The 19219-nt window shown below is 37.6% G+C and carries 17 protein-coding genes; 10 read left to right on the top strand and 7 right to left on the bottom strand.

Going from position 1 to position 19219, the window contains the following annotated elements; all coding sequences use genetic code 11:
- Positions 1-122: 122 nt before the first annotated feature.
- The 4 genes from FJR05_RS09410 to FJR05_RS09395 form a co-directional block, all read right to left on the bottom strand.
- Positions 123-3017 carry a hybrid sensor histidine kinase/response regulator gene (locus FJR05_RS09410; protein ID WP_168643854.1) on the bottom strand — a complete coding sequence of 965 codons (2895 nt, stop codon included), beginning with the start codon at positions 3015-3017 and terminating at the stop codon, positions 123-125.
- A gap of 50 nt (positions 3018-3067) precedes the next feature.
- Positions 3068-5692: a methyl-accepting chemotaxis protein gene (locus FJR05_RS09405; protein WP_168643853.1), complete on the bottom strand. Its 2625-nt coding sequence runs from the start codon at positions 5690-5692 to the stop codon at positions 3068-3070.
- 59 nt (positions 5693-5751) lie between these two features.
- The gene (locus tag FJR05_RS09400) at positions 5752-6249 is read right to left on the bottom strand and encodes a chemotaxis protein CheW (protein WP_168643852.1); all 498 of its coding nucleotides are present in this window, start codon (positions 6247-6249) and stop codon (positions 5752-5754) included.
- Between the two features lie 354 nt (positions 6250-6603).
- On the bottom strand, positions 6604-7623 hold the full coding sequence (locus tag FJR05_RS09395; RefSeq protein WP_168643851.1) for an ABC transporter ATP-binding protein: 1020 nt from the start codon (positions 7621-7623) through the stop codon (positions 6604-6606).
- A gap of 342 nt (positions 7624-7965) precedes the next feature.
- Here FJR05_RS09395 and FJR05_RS09390 point away from each other — a divergent pair, with 342 nt between their 5' ends.
- From FJR05_RS09390 to FJR05_RS09375, 4 genes are all read left to right on the top strand, one after another.
- The gene (locus FJR05_RS09390; RefSeq protein WP_168643850.1) at positions 7966-8391 is read left to right on the top strand and encodes a RusA family crossover junction endodeoxyribonuclease; all 426 of its coding nucleotides are present in this window, start codon (positions 7966-7968) and stop codon (positions 8389-8391) included.
- Positions 8388-9614 (top strand): hypothetical protein, encoded by a 1227-nt coding sequence (locus FJR05_RS09385; protein WP_168643849.1) that lies wholly within the window; start codon positions 8388-8390, stop codon positions 9612-9614. Before FJR05_RS09390 ends, FJR05_RS09385 begins: the two co-directional genes overlap by 4 nt.
- A 125-nt stretch (positions 9615-9739) precedes the next feature.
- Entirely contained in the window at positions 9740-10234 is a 495-nt protein-coding gene (gene sixA / locus FJR05_RS09380) for a phosphohistidine phosphatase SixA (protein WP_168643848.1), read from the top strand.
- Positions 10235-10321: 87 nt separating this feature from the next.
- Complete coding sequence (locus FJR05_RS09375) at positions 10322-11458, top strand: citrate synthase (RefSeq protein WP_168643847.1); 1137 nt, start codon at positions 10322-10324, stop codon at positions 11456-11458.
- Between the two features lie 244 nt (positions 11459-11702).
- On the opposite strand, the gene FJR05_RS09365 is transcribed toward FJR05_RS09375, so the two are convergent.
- Positions 11703-11897, bottom strand: coding sequence for a hypothetical protein (locus FJR05_RS09365; RefSeq protein ID WP_168643845.1), 195 nt, complete (start codon positions 11895-11897; stop codon positions 11703-11705).
- Positions 11898-11932: 35 nt separating this feature from the next.
- Between FJR05_RS09365 and nuoH the strand changes: the two genes are divergently transcribed.
- The 5 genes from nuoH to FJR05_RS09340 all read left to right on the top strand — a co-directional run bounded on the left by nuoH (position 11933) and on the right by FJR05_RS09340 (position 15752).
- A complete protein-coding gene (nuoH, locus tag FJR05_RS09360; protein ID WP_168643844.1) occupies positions 11933-13051 on the top strand; it encodes an NADH-quinone oxidoreductase subunit NuoH in 1119 nt (372 codons plus the stop codon).
- A 95-nt stretch (positions 13052-13146) separates the two neighbouring features.
- Positions 13147-13731: an NAD(P)H-quinone oxidoreductase subunit I gene (ndhI, locus tag FJR05_RS09355; protein ID WP_168643843.1), complete on the top strand. Its 585-nt coding sequence runs from the start codon at positions 13147-13149 to the stop codon at positions 13729-13731.
- Between the two features lie 102 nt (positions 13732-13833).
- Positions 13834-14451, top strand: coding sequence for an NADH-quinone oxidoreductase subunit J (locus FJR05_RS09350; protein WP_168643842.1), 618 nt, complete (start codon positions 13834-13836; stop codon positions 14449-14451).
- A 68-nt stretch (positions 14452-14519) separates the two neighbouring features.
- The gene (gene nuoK, locus FJR05_RS09345) at positions 14520-14825 is read left to right on the top strand and encodes an NADH-quinone oxidoreductase subunit NuoK (protein WP_015080280.1); all 306 of its coding nucleotides are present in this window, start codon (positions 14520-14522) and stop codon (positions 14823-14825) included.
- A gap of 6 nt (positions 14826-14831) precedes the next feature.
- Positions 14832-15752 (top strand): NAD(+) kinase, encoded by a 921-nt coding sequence (locus FJR05_RS09340; RefSeq protein ID WP_168643841.1) that lies wholly within the window; start codon positions 14832-14834, stop codon positions 15750-15752.
- A 393-nt stretch (positions 15753-16145) separates the two neighbouring features.
- On the opposite strand, the gene FJR05_RS27925 is transcribed toward FJR05_RS09340, so the two are convergent.
- Complete coding sequence (locus tag FJR05_RS27925) at positions 16146-17288, bottom strand: ATP-binding protein (RefSeq protein WP_371416865.1); 1143 nt, start codon at positions 17286-17288, stop codon at positions 16146-16148.
- 466 nt (positions 17289-17754) lie between these two features.
- On the opposite strand from FJR05_RS27925, the gene gshA reads away from it, so the two are divergent.
- Positions 17755-18894, top strand: coding sequence for a glutamate--cysteine ligase (gshA, locus tag FJR05_RS09330; protein WP_168643840.1), 1140 nt, complete (start codon positions 17755-17757; stop codon positions 18892-18894).
- On the opposite strand, the gene FJR05_RS09325 is transcribed toward gshA, so the two are convergent.
- The gene (locus FJR05_RS09325; RefSeq protein ID WP_168643824.1) at positions 18836-19117 is read right to left on the bottom strand and encodes a hypothetical protein; all 282 of its coding nucleotides are present in this window, start codon (positions 19115-19117) and stop codon (positions 18836-18838) included. The two genes, gshA and FJR05_RS09325, sit on opposite strands and share 59 nt — an antisense overlap.
- Between the last annotated feature and the right edge of the window lie 102 nt (positions 19118-19219).

Raw genomic sequence — 19219 nt, 5'->3', positions numbered from 1 at the left:
AAATTGTTTGATTGTGTTCTATATATTTTTATAGCAGGTTGCATAGTTAGGAGGTACAAAATCTCAATTAAAACCTATACATAAAGCCAGTTTTACTCCTGACTCCTGACTCCTGCTGTAATTCATGTTGTTTCTGGAATCTGAAAAATTATTTCTTCTAATGTTCGTAATAATTCTTGCTCATTGTAAGGTTTAGAAAAATAAGCTTTTGCTCCTAATTGCATAGCTAACTGACGATGCTTACTACTACTACGGGATGTTAACATAGCGACAGGAATATTTCTTAACTCTGTATTGTTGTTGATGCGCTCTAAAAAGCTATAACCGTCAATACGTGGCATTTCAATATCACAGATCACCGCTTGGACTTGCAAACCACTTTCTAGCTTTTCTAAAGCTTCTTGACCATCTTTAGCCTGTTCGACTTGATACCCGCCTTTTTCCAAGGTTAGTGCCAGGTAACGGCGGACGTTAATGGAATCATCAACGATCAAAATTATGCCTTTTTGGCGGCTAGGTTGATTTAGGGTGGGGACTTTTGGCGGTTTGAGGAATGCAGTTTGTAGTCTTGTTGTTGGTAATTTATTACTGATGTGGGGACGTTCACCTGTTGTAATCCACGATACTAAATCATTGGTATTAATGAGGGGAACTACTCGACCATCACCAAGAATTGTACAGTTATCAAAACCACTGGGAAGGGGAATATTACCTTCTACTTGACGAATAGCTACTTCTTGTTCACCCCAGCAGCGTTCTACTTGAACTGCGACTTGTTGATGATCATGTTTGACTATCAATACACTTGTAGCATTAATGATCGGCAGAGTTTCTAATTCTAGGTTATTGTAGCGGGAGCAATTAAAGTCAAAGTAACTATTGAGACGCAGTAATGGTAATTGATTGTTTTGCCAGTTAATAAATTCTTTCCCGTTTTGGGAGAAGATTTGCTCTTGTTCTAGTAAGAAAATTTCCTCGATTACGTCTGTAAAAAATGCTAACACTAAGCGATCGCTCTCAACCAATAAAACCCGCGCGACTGACAAGGTAAATGGTACTGATAAGGTAAATTTTGTCCCCACTCCAGCTTGGGTGTCAACATTCACATCTCCTCGTGCTAATTTTAAGTTATTACGCACTACATCCATACCTACGCCCCGACCTGATAAAGCTGTGACTTGTTCTGAGGTACTAAATCCTGGTTCAAAAATCAATGATAGTAGTTCTTCATCACTAGCGATCGCTAATAAAGAATCATCCAAACCCATTGTTAAAGCCCGGTGACGAATTTTGTCTAAAGAAATACCTTGTCCATCATCACGAATAGTAATAATTGTGCGATTACTGTGATAGGCAGCTTTCATTTCAATTAAACCTTGTTCAGGTTTGCCTTGATTTTTCCGAGTAGTAGGATCTTCAATTCCATGATCAAAAGCATTGCGTAACAAGTGCATTAAAGGCTCATTTAAAGCTTCCAAAATACCTCTTTCAATTAAAGTATTTCCACCTTCAATTTTTAACTGCACATTTTTTCCATACTCAACATTTAAATCCCTAATAGCTCTAGGAAAACGTTCCACTAAATCAGAAAAAGGACGCATTCTCACCTGGGTTAATTGTCTTTGTAATTGTTTAGAAGTTTTATTTAGTTTTCGTGTTATTTGGTCTGTATCGTCCACACTTAATTGAATATCACTGGTAACTTCGGCAACTTGGACAATAGTTTCCATGACATTTTGAGATAATAAATTCAATTTTTGATAGCTATCCTGTTCTATAAAATTATTTTCTGCTTCTTGATTGCTATGATTAGGTGATTCCTCCGGCAGATGATTATGAGTGATTATTTTTGCGTAAGCTGTGCGTAGTTCTTGATTTTCTTGATCAAGAATTTGGACTCTTTGACTAAGATTACGCACCAATTTACGTAATCTTTCCATTTGCACATTTAACCCATTCCGTTGAATAATAACTTCTCCAAATAAATCATTAATTTTTTCTAAATGTTTACTAGGGACTCTAACTGTATTTTCTTGGTTTTCTCTTTCTTTAGGATGGGAATTAATATCAGTTTTACGTTCAGTATATTTATAATCTATGGGGAGATTGTCTGAAGCTAATACTTTATCAACACTTTCTGGAGATAATTCGACATTTTCTAATAATTGAAAGTCAGAAATAATTGATTTATTTAATAAATAATCTTGCTGGTTTGATATCTCAGAAGAATTATCATTAATAACTTCACCAAAATCAATTCTATTTGGTAAATTACCTAATTGATTACTTAATACTAAAGTTTGAGATTGTCGCCATGCTTTTAATGCTAAATCAGCGATTTCCACACAACTATCAGGATTAATTTCTAAATAATGGCTAACTGATTGACATAGTTGAGTAAATGCCGTTAATTGCAGCATTTCTCCTAACCCACCTAACTCGGTTGCCATTATTACTAATTCTGCTCTCAATCCCGATTTATTGGCATTTTTTAATCTAGCTTCTAGGTGTTGTAAATACTCTTCAACTTCAGTTTCAAATAATAAAGGGATAATTTCTGCATCATCTTCTGATGATAGCAAAGTTGCAATATTTTCTGGAGTCGGTTCACCTAAACGCTCATAAAGCTCGTCAAAAACTGGATAACAAAATTTTCTTAACCAATTATGATCCAGATTATTACCCTTTGCCAGTAACTCAACAATTTGCCGTAGCCAATCAACACTAGATAGTAATAAACTTTGTAAATGAGTATCAAGTTCCAAGGAATCTTTTTGAGTCTTTAAAACTTTAAAAGCATCTTCTAATTTATGAGCTAAATCACTTAATACGCGAAATCCCATCATTGCTGCTCCACCTTTAATAGAATGGGCGGCTCGCATGGCAGCATTAATATGTTCTAATTCAATACGTTTGCTGGTGTCAATTTCCAGTAATACTCCTTCTAAAGTATTGAGATAATCAGTAGCTTCTTCCAGAAATTGCATCTGGATTTCCAATTCTTTATCTTTAGTCATTAGTCATTAGTCCTTAGTCATTATTTATTAATTCAGAACAAATGAGAATATCAATTAGGTGGGAAAGTCTCAATAGTATCTTTTAACTCTTGAGAAATATCTACCGCTTTTTGTAAAGATTGGGAAACTTGACGCGAATTATGAGTATTACGTGCTGATGCCAGAGTAATATCTTTAATAGTTTGACTAACAATTTGTGATGTTTGAACTTGAGATTGAGTAGAAGTTAAAATTGATTGAACTAAGGTATCTATTTGCTGGGATACATCAACAATTTGTTGTAAACTATGTTTGGCATTTTCAATAATATTGCTGCTTTGGGTAACTTGATTAGTCCCCGTTGTCATTGTTTTTAATACTTCACCTGTTTCTCGTTGGATTTTGACAATTATTTCCTCAATTTCTTGAGTAGCGGCGGCACTTCTGGCGGCTAATTCGCCAACTTCTTCAGCTACCACTGCAAAACCTTGACCCTCTTCTCCGGCTCTTGCAGCTTCAATTCCTGCATTAATTGCTAATAAATTAGTTTGCATGGAAATTTGATTAATTATAGAAACCACACGGGAAATTTGTTGAGAAGATTCCCCTAAACGTCTCACTTTTTTAGCTATTTCATCAACTGTTTCTTGGACACAGAAAATATTTTGCAATGTTAAATCCATTTCTGCTCCAGTTTTAGTGGCTGTATGGTTAGCATCATTAACAATGGTGACAGCTTGCTGTGCTATATCAGCGATAGATTGAATAGCAATGGTCATATTTTCAATAGTTTCTAAGCTTTGGTGCATTTTTTCAGGTTCTATAATTGCCTCTGTGGTGAATTTTTCTAAATAAATATTTACTTCACTAACAGCTTGTTGAATTTGGTTGACAACTGGCTGAATACTATCCTGAAAATTCTGGAGTTCTAGAGAGTCTTGATTAATATTTGTTTGACTATGAGCTTTCAATTTTCTGATCTCTACTAGCAGATGAGATTGTTCTAAAGCATAGCCGACTTGTGTAGCAACTTGGGTCAGAAAATTAATTTCTCCAACTTGCCAAACATGAGGATGATGACAATGATGAGCAATCAAGAATCCTTTAATTTCCCCATGACTTAAAATTGGTGCTGTTAAACTACTTTGTACAGAAAATTTCTTTAACCATTCGATATAGCTACTGGTTAAATTTACTTCTTGTTCAATATCTGATATAGCCTCAAATTGATTACTTTTGCCAAGTTCTCGCCAGTGGGAATCATTGTTGTATACACCGAGCATTTTTTGATAATCATCAATTACCGATTCAGCAATTACTTTGACAGCTTGGGTTTTTCGGTGGAGTTTATAAACTATGACTCTATCTGTTTTGAGAATATGACTAACTTCAGAAATTGCTGTTTGATAAATAGCTTCAGACTGAAGGTTTAGGCGAATTTTTCTAGTTACCTCTAGCAGTAATTTTAGCCATTCAATTTCTCTTTCTTGATCTTCTTGTTTGTTGACTACACTTAGATTTATTTGCTCTTGAATTTCCTCAGCTTTTGCAATAGATGTACTCGCAATCTTAGCATTAATTCTCTGACTTAACCAAGCTACAAGCAACGTCATTAATAATGCGATTAATGGTGTTGTACTAGCAGTTAATGTTAAAAATTCTCTTTGTTGCTTAAAGGCGATCGCTGTATCTTTTTCTACGATTAATTGCCACTTGATATCCGGTAAACCTGATATTTGGGAAAATGGTATATAACTAATAAGTTGCTGCTGTTGATTATTTTTGGCAATGGCTGTAAATGTATCAATATTTTTTGCATTCAACACATTAGTTAAACTCGGATATATATTGATCAATTTTTCACCTAATACATCTTGATAAGAACTAATTAAAATTTTTCCTGTTGCATCTAAAAAATAATATTGATGATTCTCATCTATATAACCTTTGATTACTTTTTTTAAAGCCTTTATAGGCATACGGGTTCTGACTATACCAATAGTATTGCCCTCCACTGCATCCTTAATTGGTGCAGCTATGTAAATCACTGTGCCAATATTTTTAACTATTTCTGGTTGACTAATAATAGGAGTATTTTGTTTAATTACCTCTTGAAAATAGATGAGTTTTTTTTCTGGACTTAAAGATTCTCCTGATGATTGAATAATCACTTTTCCATTAAGATCAAATATGGCTACACTATCATAAACATTACTATTTTTGATTAAGCGATCTAAGGAGGCTTTTGTTTCTATATTAATTGTGCTGGTATCAACTTTGGATATTTTACTAGATTTTTCTGCTCCTGCTTTTTTGGGAGCTTTCGTCGGATTTGAAAAAGATATACTAGATAGGATCTGAATATCTCCATAACGTTGTCCAATAAAGTTATTAACTTTATTGCTTAAGTTAATTGCTGTATTTTCTTGGGATGTAATAATTTGCTTTGTAATTAACTTACTACCGAAAATATAAGCGATCGCGCCAATTCCCAAAACTGGTAAAGTACCAATAGCTATAGACAATATTATAGATTTTGTACTCAATTTAAATTGTCGCAAATATTCTAACATCTCATACAAAAACCTCTGATAGCTGGAACTTTTTCCTCTATTATCAACAACTTTAGCTGGAGAAATTAAAGATGCTTGATTTTGAGAATTACCACTTTGTTTGATATCAGTTTTATTCAACATATACTCCTCACACCACATCTATAAAATAAAAAATTACCACTTTCTTTGAGTATTAATTATTAGTTAATACCAAGAACCTCTGAACTTAAAATATGTACTGCATTTAATACCAATAAAATTTCTTCTTGTTGCACCACACAACCAGATAAGTACGGTACTAAACTAGATGCTACCTGTCCCACAGGAGAACGGATATCATCAGCAATAAACTTGGTTGTACCTTTAATTTCTTGAACAACTAAACCTAAAATCATTGATTCTATTTGAATAACAATAATATTATACTGACGCAACCGATGATCAAGACATTCCAGATTAAACATCTTTGGTAAATCAACTACCCAAATTATATGACTACGCCAATTCATCAATCCTAATATACACGCAGGCATATTCGGAATAGCTGTAACTGATGTCACAGGTACAATAATTGCTTCCTGCGTATGAGCAATGGATAAAACCGCACCCGTTTGTTGATTAAGTTGAAATTTGAGATAGCCATCTTCTCGGCTGTTATGTATGGCTTGATGGTTAAAGTCAATTTGCAACTTTTTCATGAGTAAGTATAATTAAGATCAATTTATTGTTGTTTTATGGGATAGCCATAAGTTTCCATAACTTTCTCTCATACTACCTTAATTATCATTCCAGTCCAGTAATTTCTCCATCTCTTCATCTGTGCCAAGTATACAGTAGGCACTAAATTTAAGGGCAGAGTTTAAATGCTTTACTACTGTTATAATTACTGTCACTACAAATTTACACATTCCGATCTCAAGATATTTCACTAACAGCCTTTTTTTACAGCTTCTTCCACTGCGATAACACCAATTACAGTTAGGAACGCAAATTTAATAACCTGGAATGGTGCGTTACGCTGTCGCTAACACACCCTACTTTTGCACTTTTCTTTATCTCATATTTTGCTTTTTCTCAGCTTTAGGATCACGATTGGCTACAGCGGCTAATTCGGCATCCATTAAGGTTTTTCCGGTGGCTGCGAGGTAAACATCATCTAAACTAGGACGAGATTGAGCGATGCCAAAAATTGGTAAATTGGCATTATTTAATGCTTGTTGAATTGTCATCAAAACGTCATTTTGCGGAGTAACTACTAAATTTAGAGAGTTACCTTGGGCGCTGTTGATGATGATTTCTTGGACAAAAGGTAAAGCTGCTAACAGGTTTTTGGCGGTTTCGGCTTCTTCTGGAGGTGAAAATTCACGGATTCTTAAAGTGATGCGATCGCCCCCCACCTGATCTTTTAACTGAGAAGGTGTACCATTAGCAATAACCAAACCTCTATCAATAATTGCCACTCTGTCAGCTAAAGCGTCAACTTCTTCTAAATAATGGCTAGTAATTACCACAGTAGTTCCCCCAGTCCGTAATTGCCGCAAGAACTCCCAAACTACAACCCGGCTTTCAATATCCAATCCTACCGTTGGTTCATCTAATACCAACACATCCGGCGCATGAAGTAAACCAGCCGCTAAATCTAGCCGTTTGCGTAAACCACCGGAATAAGTGCCAGTTTTTTTATCTGCGTATTCTTGTAACCCCAGCAAATCCAAAATAGTATTAATTCGCTGTTTAATCACCGCACCAGGAAGGTGATACAGCGCCGCTTGTAATTGTAGTAACTCCCGTCCAGTTAGCACCTTATCCAAAGCTACTTCTTGGGCTACATAACCCAGCTTTTGCCTAGCCAATTTGGGGTGATTTAAGACAGAAATGCCAGAAACTTCAATTTTCCCAGTATCAGGCGTTGTTAGGGTACATAAAGCCCGGAGAGTGGTCGTTTTCCCAGCCCCGTTAGGTCCAAGTAACCCAAAAATTTCTCCAGGTTGGACTTGAAAGGAAACATCCTGGACTGCGACTACATTACCGTAGCTTTTTTTAAGATTTTCGATTAAAACAGCGGCAGTCATGACAGCTATAATCCTTAACTATACAATTCGCAACAATCTATCTTTTATTGTACAAGTTAGGCGATCGCCATGATGAGTTGAATATTTCATTTTCAGATAATTTTCAATACAGATTTAGCCAAATGATCAACTATAGGGATAAGCTCATCTCTATCGTTATTGTTGATACTCTAGCTATACAGTACGGCTATCAACTCGACTTATTTGATTTATTTTTGAAACTATATAGTCAAAGAAACAGGTATAAATTTAGTACAATTTTGAGATACACCCAAGACTTGAGGAGTAAGTGGTGGAAAGTGCTGTAAGTTTATTAAGTTATAATCAAGAGATGGACTGGGAATGTCAATAATATATTTTGAACTTCTCATTCGCAAGCGGCCTGTTTCAAACCAAACACGGAACAAAATAAACCGTCGAGAATGGATAAATTTTGTGCATTCTGAAGCCCAAAAGGTTTGGACGGGTAGCAGTCCAATTAAAGATGCTAATTTACAGTTAACGCTAATTTATCTTTGTGGTGATAATTATGGTGATCCGAATCTACTTGACACCGATAACATTATTAAACCCATTCAGGATGCACTCAATGAGTTAGTTTATGAAGATGATGGACTAATATCAGATGTAGAGAGTCATCGTCGGTTTTTATCTGAGCCAATTGATATAACAAATTTACCTTTATTATTACAGGAAGGTGTCATCATTGGCGAAGAGTGTGTTTATGTCAAAGTAAGTGAATCTCAAACATTGGAAAAATACTTATGATAGACAATACTAAAAGTTTACATGATGAAAAAGTTGAATCTTTGATCAAGAAGTATCGTGATCAAGGATTTACTGTTATACAAAACCCGAAAGCAGATCAATTACCGTTTGATTTGGATAATTATCAACCCGATATTCTTGCTACGAAGAATGAAAATGAATCTAGTTTAATAGGTTTAATAATTGAAATAAAAACCAGTATTCATCCAGTTTCAGTTGAGCGTTTACAATCTGTAGCGGAAGAAATTAGTAGACATCCGGGCTGGCGTTTTTTATTAGTGACACTTGAAGATATAGAAGCCGAATCATTACCTGGAACATCGGAAGAACTACCTTCTTGGGAAGAACTAATCAGCTATTTTAGTCAAGTTAGCAAGCTTATTGAGAATAATAATAATATTGAACCTGCTTTTCTTTTTCTCTGGAGTGTTTTTGAGGGAGCATTAAGAAAAAGAGCAGTTGATGTATCAATTCCTGTTGAACGTTTACCAGTCATAAGATTGCTAAGATCAATGTACTCTTTGGGAGAGTTATCAATTTCTGAATTTGATATTGTTCAAGCTTATTTTGAAAAGCGCAATCGTCTGGCTCACGGTTATATTCAGAAGCTAGATTCAGAGGTTTTAGGTAAGTTTTTAATGTTGATTGTTGAGTTATTGGATGAATGGATTCCTGCCATACATAGAAGCCTTTTAAGCAAAACAGTGGCTAGTATGAAAGAAAATATTGAAACTGCACGACAGGAATATCATAAAGTTATGGAAATAGTTGCTTCTAACTTAAATGACGTACCAATAGAAACCAAGGATAGAATATTAGCAGTTATTAAGGAGATTTCGGAACAAGAAGGATTAACTAATAATTTCAATGATTTTCAACACTTAATTTATGAGTCTTGCGATCTTTCTACTGAATCTAAAAATCAACAGCTAAACAAAAATGAAATAGTTTTAGATGATAACGCACAAATAGCACTTGATGCTTTACCAACTCAAGAAAAAGAAAAGATTAGTTATGCTATTAGTTGTCTAGAAAACTTTCCTGATTGTTCAGAAATTGAAGTTTCTAATCTGAATTCAAGCCCAGATAATGATTTTATTGCGAAAGTAGGCATATATCGAATCATTTTTGAAGTTCAATCTAAAAAAGTAACTATTATTGATATAGTTAATTACAAACGGATTGAAATGTTATATGGATTATTAGCAAAGGCTAAAATATGAGAGATATAGATTCTTTTGATATAGATATTAATATGAAATTACTAATTTTACCCTCTTCTTTGCGCCTTTGCTTCTTTGCGTCTCTGCGCGAAACAAAAATAATATAAAAAAACCCAACTAAAAACATGGAACTATACTTAATCCGTCATGGTATCGCCGAAGAACATCAACCGCAACTAAAAGACGAAGAACGACAACTCACCCCAGAAGGAAGACAAAAAACCGAGAAAGTAGCCCAAAGATTAGCAAAGCTAGAATTACACTTTGATCTCATTCTCTCCAGTCCCCTAATTCGCGCTTATCAAACAGCAGAAATACTCATTGCGGCTGGACTGAGTTCCCAATTAGAAACATCAGATCATCTTAGCTTCGATGGTAATATTCAAAATTGGTGGCAAGAATGGCTTCAACCCAGAAAATATCCCCAGAAAACTAAACTAGCATTAGTCGGTCATGAGCCTAGTTTAAGCCATTGGGCAGAAATTCTCCTGTGGGGAGAAGCAAAAGAGAGCCTCATCCTCAAAAAAGCAGGTATGATGGGAATAAAACTACCAGATGATGGTTCAGCTTGGGGTCGTAGTCAAATGTTTTGGTTGACACCACCCAAGTACCTGCTGTAATAGTTGTTGCATCTGCAATTATTGTGGTGAAAATAGTCTCTGGTGAGTTAGCGTGAGCAGATATTTTACAAAGTAAATGGTGTTGCCATGACGGTATGCGAATACAAGCCTGGTTTAGAAGGCATTCCCGCAGCCCAGTCGAGTATTAGTTATGTAGACGGGCAGAAAGGAATTCTAGAATATCGTGGTATCAGGATTGAGGAATTAGCCGAAAAAAGTACATTCCTAGAAACTGCATATCTGTTAATTTGGGGCGAATTACCAAACGAGGAAGAACTAAAAGCATTTGAGCATGAAGTTCTCTTCCACAGACGCATCAAATACCGCATTCGGGACATGATGAAATGTTTCCCTGAAAGCGGTCATCCGATGGATGCGCTTCAAGCCTCGGCTGCTGCTTTAGGTTTATTCTATTCTCGTCGGGATTTACATAATCCGGTCTATATTCGGACTGCGGCTGTTCGTTTAATAGCGACCATTCCCACAATGGTGGCAGCATTCCAGTTAATGCGAGAAGGTAATGACCCAGTTAAGCCTAGAGATGATTTAGGCTATGCGGCTAACTTCCTGTATATGCTCAACGAGAAAGAACCTGATCCTTTAGCAGCCAAAATCTTTGATATCTGCTTAATTCTTCATGTTGAGCATACAATGAATGCTTCTACCTTTAGTGCAAGAGTCACAGCTTCTACATTGACTGATCCCTATGCTGTCGTTGCTAGTGCGGTGGGTACTTTAGGCGGTCCATTGCATGGTGGGGCGAATGAAGAAGTAATTCAGATGTTGGAAGCAATCGGTTCTGTAGAGAATGTTGTCCCTTATGTGGATGATCTTCTCAAACGCAAAGCTAAAATTATGGGCTTTGGGCATCGTGTCTACAAAGTCAAAGATCCCCGCGCTACAATCTTACAAGGCTTGGCAGAGCAGTTGTTTGAGAAATTTGGCTATGACGAATACTATGAAATTGCCGTAGAAATGGAACGGGTAGTTTCGGAAAAACTGGGTGGCAAAGGGATTTATCCTAATGTTGACTTTTATTCCGGTTTAGTGTATAGGAAGATGGGAATTCCTACGGACTTGTTTACACCAGTATTTGCGATCGCTCGTGTAGCTGGTTGGTTAGCACACTGGAAAGAACAACTGGTAGAAAACCGGATTTTCCGTCCTACCCAAGTTTACAACGGTCGTCACGAAGTCGCTTACACTCCCATTGACCAACGTTAACTAACAAACCACTCAACTCTAGATTTTGGATGTTCAATTCAAGTCCTCCGATGGACAGATTGATAACTGTCATATCTGCCATCGAGGCTTGTAGTCCAAAATCACAACTTCCTCCCATTGACAAATTTACAACAGCCGCCCAGGGCAAAAAATTAGACAATTTGGATACAATAGATAACCGTTGCCAACCTGGAAGCGGCTAATTTGTCTTGTCTGATGACTTACTGGCTCAACTTTTCCCCACTTACCAATCATCAATTCCCAATCCCAACCATAAGTAGAAGTTGTCTTGTGGAGTTTCATGGAGAAAACCATCCAAGGATATACTAAACTCATGACTTGGCAAAGGTATGGAACTGCAATCGAGCATCATCTCAGCAGAGATTATTACTAAAGCTGAAGGACAAAAGATGAAGATGGAAGTAATTTCATCCTTCATCGTTCATCAGAACGTTGACTTAAAGAGCAGCAAACATGAATCCAGGAATTGACCTTCAAGGAACTTTTATTCAATCTGTCAAGGACTTAGGCGTACCTCCAGGAGCAGCCAAAGCCCTATGGATGCCATTACCAATGGTACTGATGCTCATTGGGGCTACAGTAGGCGTTCTAGTTGCCACATGGCTAGAACGGAAAATTTCGGCGGCAGCACAGCAACGGATTGGGCCTGAATACCAAGGACCATTCGGATTATTAGTGCCTGTAGCAGATGGTCTGAAACTGGTATTCAAGGAAGATATCATCCCCGTCAAAGCAGATCCTTGGCTATTTACCATCGGACCAATTATTGTCGTTTTGCCAGTATTTCTGTCCTATTTAATTGTGCCATTTGGACAGAATATCATTATTGCTAACGTCGGCATGGGCGTGTTTTTATGGATTGCATTATCCAGTATTCAGCCCATTGGGTTATTAATGGCAGGTTATGCCTCTAATAATAAATACGCCTTGTTGGGAGGGTTGCGGGCAGCAGCGCAGTCCATCAGTTATGAAATTCCCTTAGCTCTGAGTGTACTAGCGATCGCCATGATGTCCAATAGTCTTAGCACCGTTGACATCGTGAATCAGCAATCCAACTTTGGCATTCTCGGCTGGAACATTTGGCGACAACCATTAGGTTTCGTGATCTTTTGGATAGCCGCCCTAGCAGAATGCGAGCGCCTACCCTTTGACTTACCAGAAGCCGAAGAAGAACTAGTAGCAGGGTATCAGACCGAATATTCAGGCATGAAATTCGCCCTCTTTTACCTCAGTTCCTACATCAACCTTGTACTTTCTGCCCTATTAGTAGCAATTTTATACCTTGGTGGTTGGCATTGTCCTATCCCCCTTGAGATGATCACTGGTTGGTTAGGAGTCAGCGAAAGTGACCCAGCCATTCAGGTAGTCACAGCGGTCATAGGCATTACCATGACCGTCATTAAAGCCTACTTACTAGTATTTCTTGCCATCCTCATTCGTTGGACAGTACCACGAGTACGGATTGACCAATTGCTAGACTTAGGATGGAAATTTCTCTTACCAATAGGCTTGGTAAATCTCCTATTAACCGCCGCCTTCAAACTAGCCTTTCCCGTCGCCTTCGGTGGGTAATGGGGATTGGGGACTAGGTAATAGTTTTCCCAATCACCAATCACCTTTTCCCCAATCACCTGTTACCTATCGCCTTAAAAGAGTAGAGATACAAAATGCTAAAATTCCTCAAACAAGTTGGTGATTACGCCAAAGAAGCAGTCCAAGCAGGTCGTTACATTGGTCAAGGATTATCCGTCACTTTTGACCACATGAGACGGCGACCTGTCACCGTCCAATATCCCTACGAAAAATTGATACCCGGTGAAAGATTTCGCGGTCGCATTCACTATGAATTTGACAAGTGTATTGCTTGTGAAGTCTGTGTGCGTGTTTGTCCCATTAATCTCCCTGTCGTTGATTGGGAAATGGACAAAGGCACTAAAAAGAAAAAGCTCAAACACTACAGTATTGACTTTGGAGTTTGTATCTTCTGCGGTAACTGTGTGGAATACTGTCCCACCAACTGTTTATCCATGACAGAAGAATACGAACTAGCCACTTACGATCGCCATGAACTTAATTACGATAGCGTAGCCCTGGGACGTTTACCCTATAAAGTTACAAACGATCCAATGGTGACACCACTCCGCGAACTTGTTTACCTACCTAAAGGCGTAATGGACCCTCACGGAGTTCCCGCCGATGCCCCCCGTGCAGGTTCTCGTCCAGAAGACCTAGTAGAAAGTGGTAATGGGTAATAGGTAATGGGTAATGGGGAATCAAAAATTTTTTCCAATTACCAATCACCAATTACCAATTACTAGTCAGCATTTATTAATCATCAATAAGGACAGAAAATAGTGAATCTAGCAGAAGGAGTACAGTCTGTATCACTTGGCATTCTTGGTGTAATGATGATTGGGACAGCGCTCGGTGTAGTGCTATTCTCTAACATTGTTTATTCCGCCTTTTTGCTGGGAGGTGTATTCATCAGCATGGCGGGAATGTACCTATTGCTAAATGGTGATTTTGTCGCATCAGCGCAAATCCTAATTTATGTTGGTGCAATTAACGTTTTAATTCTGTTTGCCATTATGTTGGTAAACAAAAGACAGGATTTTTCACCATTGCCTAGTGCGGGATTACGAAAAGTATTTACAGCTTTAGTCAGTTTTGGACTATTTGCGCTTTTAAGTACAATGGTATTAGCTACACCTTGGGCTTATACAACCAATCCCGTAGTTAGTCAAAATTCCATCGTTGTCATTGGTGAGCATTTCTTCAGCGACTTTTTGCTACCCTTTGAATTAGCTTCCGTCCTCTTGCTAATAGCGATGGTAGGCGCAATTATTTTGGCACGTCGGGAATATCTCCCCGACCAAGTACCAACCACTGAACTACAACAAACAATTTTAACCCTACCAGAACGTCCCAAAGAACTCATCTCCACTGGCAGCAGTTCTGGGAATGGGGAATAGGGACTGGGGACTGGGGACATGAATCACCCAATTACCAATTACCAATTACCAATCACCAATCACCAATCATGCAACTCCAATACTTTTTATTACTAGCCGCAGCTTTGTTTTGCATTGGTATTTATGGCTTAATTACCAGTCGGAACGCAGTGCGGGTACTCATGTCAATTGAGTTATTGTTAAATGCCGTTAATCTAAATTTAATGGCATTTTCCAACTTTCTTGATTCAACCTTAATTAAAGGTCAGGTTTTTACCGTTTTCGTGATTACCGTAGCAGCAGCAGAAGCAGCAGTAGGTTTAGCGATCGTTCTGACTATTTATCGCAACCGCGATACCGTTGATATGGAGCAGTTTAATCTTCTGAAGTGGTAATAGTCCGTGCAACTCAAGCAGGTAATCATTGCTTATAAAGCGCGAGATCCCCAGAGTAAACGCTGGGCCGAACTCTGTGCTAAACAACTAGAAAATCGTCAGTGCCAAGTATTGATGGGACCCAGTGGGCCAAAAGATAACCCCTATCCGGTTTTTTTGGCCTCTGCTAATCAACCAATTGATTTAGCTTTGGTACTCGGTGGTGATGGCACTGTCTTAACTGGTGCTAGGCATTTAGCGGCAGCCGGTATTCCTATTCTCGGAGTCAATGTAGGCGGACATTTGGGGTTTTTAACCGAGTCAGTAGATGAGTTTCAAGATCCAGAACTAGTTTGGGACAGGCTCTTGGAAGATCGTTATGCTATCCAACGACGCATGATGTTACAAGCAGCGGTATATGAAGGAACTGGCTCAAATTTAGAACCCGTAACTGAAAGTTACTTAGGTTTAAATGAATTTTGTGTCAAACCCGCTTCTGCTGACAGAATGATTACCTCAATTCTAGAAATGGAAATTGATGGTGAAATAGTAGATCAATATGTGGGAGATGGGTTAATTATTTCTACTCCCACAGGTTCTACTGGTTATACTGTTTCTGCCAGTGGACCAATTATCCATGATGGGATGGAAGCAATTACCATCACTCCCATTTGTCCCATGAGTCTTTCTAGTCGTCCTCTGGTTTTACCCCCCGGTTCGGTGGTTAGTATTTGGCCTTTGGGCGATTATGATTTAAGCACTAAACTCTGGATGGATGGTGTTTTATCTACTTCCATTTGGCCAGGACATCGTGTTGATGTGCGAATGGCTGATTGTCGCGCTAAGTTTATTGTATTACGAGCAAATAATTCATATTATCAAACATTGCGGGAGAAGTTACTTTGGGCTGGAACAAGAGTTCGTTACAACAATAATCACCGCAATTGATGTTTATGTTTATTTTCTAAACTTTCACCTCGGTACGCCCGTAATTGTTAATTCATTTTCGCCCCCAATTGCAATTTATTTGGGGGTTTTTTTATGTTTAAATGTAATAACCAGAATAACCAGATCCCCGACTTCTTGAAGAAGTCGGAGATCTATCTCCTCCTCATTTTGCAAACTGATAAATTTATGGCAGCAGTCAGGAGTTAGGGGGAAAAAGAAAGGAGTTATATGAGAGAATGGGAGTATTAAAAATGTGATTTAAGTAGGTAAGCGAAAATAAATAGAACTATGTTAAGTAAGTTAACAGATTCTGAAATTTGCTCATAGTTAGGGCTTTAGCCCTACTTTCAGGTCTAAAGACCTTACTACAAAACTTTAATTATTTACGTTACTCTACTTGTATTGGGTAGTGCATATTAATGGTAAAGTTACTGTTACCGTTGTTCCTACTCCCAGTTGACTTTCCATTTCAATTTTACCTGCGTGCATATCTACGCATTTTTTGACAATAGCTAGTCCTAGTCCTGTTCCTTGAATATTTTGAACATTACTGGCACGATAGAAATTCTGAAATAGATCAGCTTGATCTTTTAAAGGAATGCCAATTCCTTGATCTTGAATACAAAAAGTGGCAGTCTGATCTTTACAGATGACATTAAAGTAAATTTTGCTATGTTTATGAGAATACTTGATAGCATTGGAAAGTAAATTACTGAGAATACAGCTTAATAAATCTTCATCCATTTCTACTTGGGTACATTCTCCCTGGTAGTTAAAAATAATTTCGTATTGATTTTTGGTACTCAGTTGATTTATTTCTGTCATTTCTAGACAAAAATCTTTTAAGGATAATACTATTGGTTGATATTTAGTTTTCGCTGAGTCAGCTTTATTTATAAATAAAATATCATTTAATAAATGCAGCATTTTATCAATAGCATTTTGAATTCTTAAAAAGTATTTTACCCGACGTTCTTCACTTAAATTAGCACCGTGATATTCTAGTATTTCCACAGAACTTCTAATGATGGTCATGGGGGTGCGAAATTCATGAGATACCATAGCGACAAAACTAGATTTTAGTTGATTTAATTCCTGTTCTTTCGCTAGTGCTTGACGAGTTTTTTCTTCACTTTCTCGCAGTTTATTAAGAATTTCTCCACGTTCAATAGCATAGCGAATGGCTCGTTCTAATCTTGGCATTGTGATATCATCTTTGACGATGTAATCCTGTGCGCCTTGTGCCATTGCTTGTAGTGCTAAATCTTCACTATCTAAACCTGTTAAAACTACTACGGGAATATGGGGTACTGCTTCACGATATTCTTGGAGTGTTTGTAGTCCTATAGAATCTGGGAGGCTGAGGTCTAATAAAACAACATCAAATTTTCTCTGGTGATAATTTTCTAGTTGGGAATGATCTTTATTTAATTCTGAGTTATTTGTACTAATTTTAATGGCTGCTTCTAGGTTTTCAACATGAGTTATATGCCATTTTTTCGGATTGGCACGGGAAAATGTCCGATTAATAATCACTGCATCAGTCGGACTAAGTAGGTCAACAGGAAAATTTAAAGGTATGTAACGGTATGTAAAGTTGTCTCAATGCGATATTCTGATTGAGTTTCAGCCATTTTATAAAACGCAATACCCCTCATTTTTATTTTGTTCACCTACTTATCTTCTACTAATAAAATATGAATAGTTATTTGCTCCATATATAAAAATTGTCACAACTTATTAAGAATAAGGGGATTGTCTTTGTTGGGAAATCTATAAATCTCATTATTTCATATAATAGTCATTTCTCTAAGCTAACAAATATCGTTCTTGGTTAAGACTTTATACTATTTGGAGATAGTTGATCAATAAATTCTGGTGGCAATAAGGAGTAATTTTTATTACTTTTTTTCTTGGCTAAATTTATATGTACACAAAAAATGCAAAAAATCGTCTAATTAGATACAATTTATAAACATTAGGAGAAGTTTCGGAGAATAACATGGTCTTATTAAAAGGCTTTGAGATTGAGATGTACACTGGCACGCCTCAAGGTGACATTGTGGGACTATCGGACAAAATTGTTACAAATTTAGATGGGTTTATGCGTGAACCAGATAGCCGCAATGTGGAGTACATAACTCAACCATCTATAAATTATGATAGTTTGTTGTGTGCTTTGTTACGTCCTAGAAAGACGTTGCGGAATTATCTTCAAGGTTTAGATAATTATACTTTGATACCGGGTAGTACATTATCTTTGCAAGGAAGCCAACACTTTTTGCGTTCTGACCCCACGAATCCCTATCATGATTACATTGAACAAACCTATGGCACAAAGGTAGTTACAGCCAGCGTTCATATCAATGTTGGTATCAGTGACCCAGAGGTATTAATGCGTGCCTGTCGGGTCATCAGAATGGAAGCGCCTCTATTTTTAGCTATGAGTGCCTCTTCTTCTTTCCTGGACGGTAAAACCACTGGTTATCATTCCACTCGCTGGGGACTATTTCCCCAAACTCCTGATTATGTACCCTTATTTGCTAGTCATGCTGATCATATTCAATGGGTAAATGAACAGTTGGCGGCTGGAACAATGCAAAATGTTCGGCATTTGTGGACTTCAGTACGTCCAAATGGCGATCGCCGACCTTATGATCTAAATCGCTTAGAATTGCGAATTTGTGACCTAGTTACAGATCCTATTGCCTTGTTAGCGATGACAGCAATGCTGGAAGCACGGTTAATCCAAATTATTGACAACCCCAATATTGACCCCTTAACTCAAAGTCCATTTTCTCCCGAAGAACTCATTACCTTAACCAGAAGCAACGAAATGGCTGCTGCTACTCACAGTCTGGATGCAAAATTACAGCGATGGCAAGATGGTAGTAGTATCCTGGCTAGAGATTGGATAACACAAATCTATCAAGAAGTTTGGAGTATCGCCAAACAACAGGGCTTTAGTTGTTTCTTATCCCCTTTACAAAAAATCCTGCGCGAAGGCAACGAAGCTCAACAATGGTTACAACTGCATAAAATAGGCGTTGATACCCAGCGTGTAATTGCTCAAGCTATTATTGCTACCCAAGAACGGGAAACCGAACTAGAAAGCAAACTATGTTCATCTGTGAGGCAATAAAGGAGAGGCAAAAGGCAAGAGGGAATAGGCAATTTTCTAAAGTCGAGAAAATTCTTCCTCCTTCCTCCTTCCTCCTTCCTCCTTCCTCCTTCCTCCTTCCTCCTTCCTGACTCCTGACTCCTGACTCCTTTCTTCTTCTTCCATCCTGACTCCTGACTCCTGACTCCTGACTCCTGACTCCTGACTCCTGACTCCTGCTGAATGATTTAAAAAAAATAATCACAGAGAAATACTTAGCACATATTAAAAAAAACTATATATCGCCTCTACATTTTGGTAGATTTTTAGACAGCAAGAAATTCCCTAATATACAAATTAGAGTTGA

Origin of the sequence: Dolichospermum sp. UHCC 0259 (assembly GCF_009711935.1) — a bacterium.
Classification (GTDB): Bacteria; Cyanobacteriota; Cyanobacteriia; order Cyanobacteriales; family Nostocaceae; genus Dolichospermum.
This window is presented reverse-complemented; position numbering and strand designations above follow the sequence as displayed.

What these genes read in the sequence shown, in the direction of transcription:
- FJR05_RS09410 (WP_168643854.1), bottom strand. Translation starts at nt 3,017, where the DNA reads ATGACTAAAGATAAAGAATTGGAAATCCAGATGCAATTTCTGGAAGAA.
- FJR05_RS09405 (WP_168643853.1), bottom strand. Translation starts at nt 5,692, where the DNA reads ATGTTGAATAAAACTGATATCAAACAAAGTGGTAATTCTCAAAATCAA.
- FJR05_RS09400 (WP_168643852.1), bottom strand. Translation starts at nt 6,249, where the DNA reads ATGAAAAAGTTGCAAATTGACTTTAACCATCAAGCCATACATAACAGC.
- FJR05_RS09395 (WP_168643851.1), bottom strand. Translation starts at nt 7,623, where the DNA reads ATGACTGCCGCTGTTTTAATCGAAAATCTTAAAAAAAGCTACGGTAAT.
- FJR05_RS09390 (WP_168643850.1), top strand. Translation starts at nt 7,966, where the DNA reads ATGTCAATAATATATTTTGAACTTCTCATTCGCAAGCGGCCTGTTTCA.
- FJR05_RS09385 (WP_168643849.1), top strand. Translation starts at nt 8,388, where the DNA reads ATGATAGACAATACTAAAAGTTTACATGATGAAAAAGTTGAATCTTTG.
- sixA (WP_168643848.1), top strand. Translation starts at nt 9,740, where the DNA reads ATGGAACTATACTTAATCCGTCATGGTATCGCCGAAGAACATCAACCG.
- FJR05_RS09375 (WP_168643847.1), top strand. Translation starts at nt 10,322, where the DNA reads ATGACGGTATGCGAATACAAGCCTGGTTTAGAAGGCATTCCCGCAGCC.
- FJR05_RS09365 (WP_168643845.1), bottom strand. Translation starts at nt 11,897, where the DNA reads ATGAAGGATGAAATTACTTCCATCTTCATCTTTTGTCCTTCAGCTTTA.
- nuoH (WP_168643844.1), top strand. Translation starts at nt 11,933, where the DNA reads ATGAATCCAGGAATTGACCTTCAAGGAACTTTTATTCAATCTGTCAAG.
- ndhI (WP_168643843.1), top strand. Translation starts at nt 13,147, where the DNA reads ATGCTAAAATTCCTCAAACAAGTTGGTGATTACGCCAAAGAAGCAGTC.
- nuoK (WP_015080280.1), top strand. Translation starts at nt 14,520, where the DNA reads ATGCAACTCCAATACTTTTTATTACTAGCCGCAGCTTTGTTTTGCATT.
- gshA (WP_168643840.1), top strand. Translation starts at nt 17,755, where the DNA reads ATGGTCTTATTAAAAGGCTTTGAGATTGAGATGTACACTGGCACGCCT.